The 1,235-nt window shown below is 43.2% G+C and carries 1 protein-coding gene; it reads left to right on the top strand.

What is annotated here, in order from left to right; translation table 11 throughout:
• The first annotated feature begins 61 nt into the window (after positions 1 to 61).
• A protein-coding gene (locus tag D7V32_RS16935) for an IS3 family transposase (protein ID WP_120403935.1) occupies positions 62 to 1,200 on the top strand; the annotation gives its coding sequence in 2 pieces (ribosomal slippage) (positions 62 to 320 and positions 320 to 1,200; 1,140 coding nt in all).
• Positions 1,201 to 1,235: the final 35 nt, after the last annotated feature.

Here is a 1,235-nt window from a genome sequence, read left to right on the forward strand (position 1 = left end):
TGGACTGCCACCACTCTTCTAGACAAATATCGTCTATTCTTTTTGCATAGGAGAGAACATTATGAGTGGACAACGATACACCCCTGAATTTAAAGATGAAGCTGTTAAATTGATTACTGAACGTGGATATTCTGTCACTGATGTCGCAGAACGTTTAGGCGTATCACAACACAGCATTTATAAATGGCTAAAGGCAGTGCAACCTTTACGCAACAGCCCTGATGAACATGAACTGCTCGAGGCAAAGAAAGAAATCCTTCGCCTTAAAAGTCAGCTTAAACAGACTGAAGAGGAACGGGACATCTTAAAAAAGGCCGCAAGGTACTTTGCAAGCCTGCCCGAGTAAAGTATCAGTTTATCCTGGAATACAGCCATCAGTTTAAGATCAAAACGATGTGCAGGGTTCTTAAGATCGCTCGTGCTGGTTACTATGCTTGGTTGCATGAACCCGAATCAGGCAGGACTATTGAAGATAAGCGGTTATTGCAGCTCATCCGCTCTTCTTATGATGCCAGTTATGGCATCTACGGTTATCGTCGCGTCACGCTAGATCTTAAAGAGCTAGGTGAAAGCTGTGGGCCTAATCGTGTGCTGAAGATCATGAAGAACAATGGCATTTCTGCTATTCGAGGATATAAGAAGCATAAAAGCTATGGTCGTGGTCGTCCTCAGATTGTGCCACCTAACCATTTAAATCGAGAATTTGTTGTAAACACACCTGATACCTCGTGGGTAACTGATATTACCTACATACGCACCTGGCAAGGCTGGTTATATCTGGCTGTGGTTCTCGATTTATATTCAAGGAAAGTCATCGGTTGGTCAATGAAACCTACGCTTGCCAAGGATATCGTTTTGGATGCACTTTTAATGGCGGTATGGCGACGCAGACCCAATGAACCTGTGCTCATACATTCAGACCAAGGCTCACAATATAGTAGCGGAGACTGGCAGAAATTCTGTCAGAAGCATAATTTAATTCCGAGTATGAGTCGTCGTGGAAACTGTTGGGACAATGCTGTTGCAGAATCCTTTTTTAGTAGCTTAAAGAAGGAAAGAATTAAAAAGAGGATCTATAAAACACGAGAAATAGCGCGTGCAGATGTGTTTGATTATATCGAGATGTTTTACAATCGAATCAGGCGTCATTCGCATCTCGACGGAATGAGCCCAGAAGCATTCGAGGCAGCTTCAAAATGAGGCTATCTTATGTCTAGGAGAGTGGTGGCAGTCCA

It is taken from the genome of Acinetobacter tianfuensis, assembly GCF_003611465.1.
GTDB classification, from domain to species: domain Bacteria; phylum Pseudomonadota; class Gammaproteobacteria; order Pseudomonadales; family Moraxellaceae; genus Acinetobacter; species Acinetobacter tianfuensis.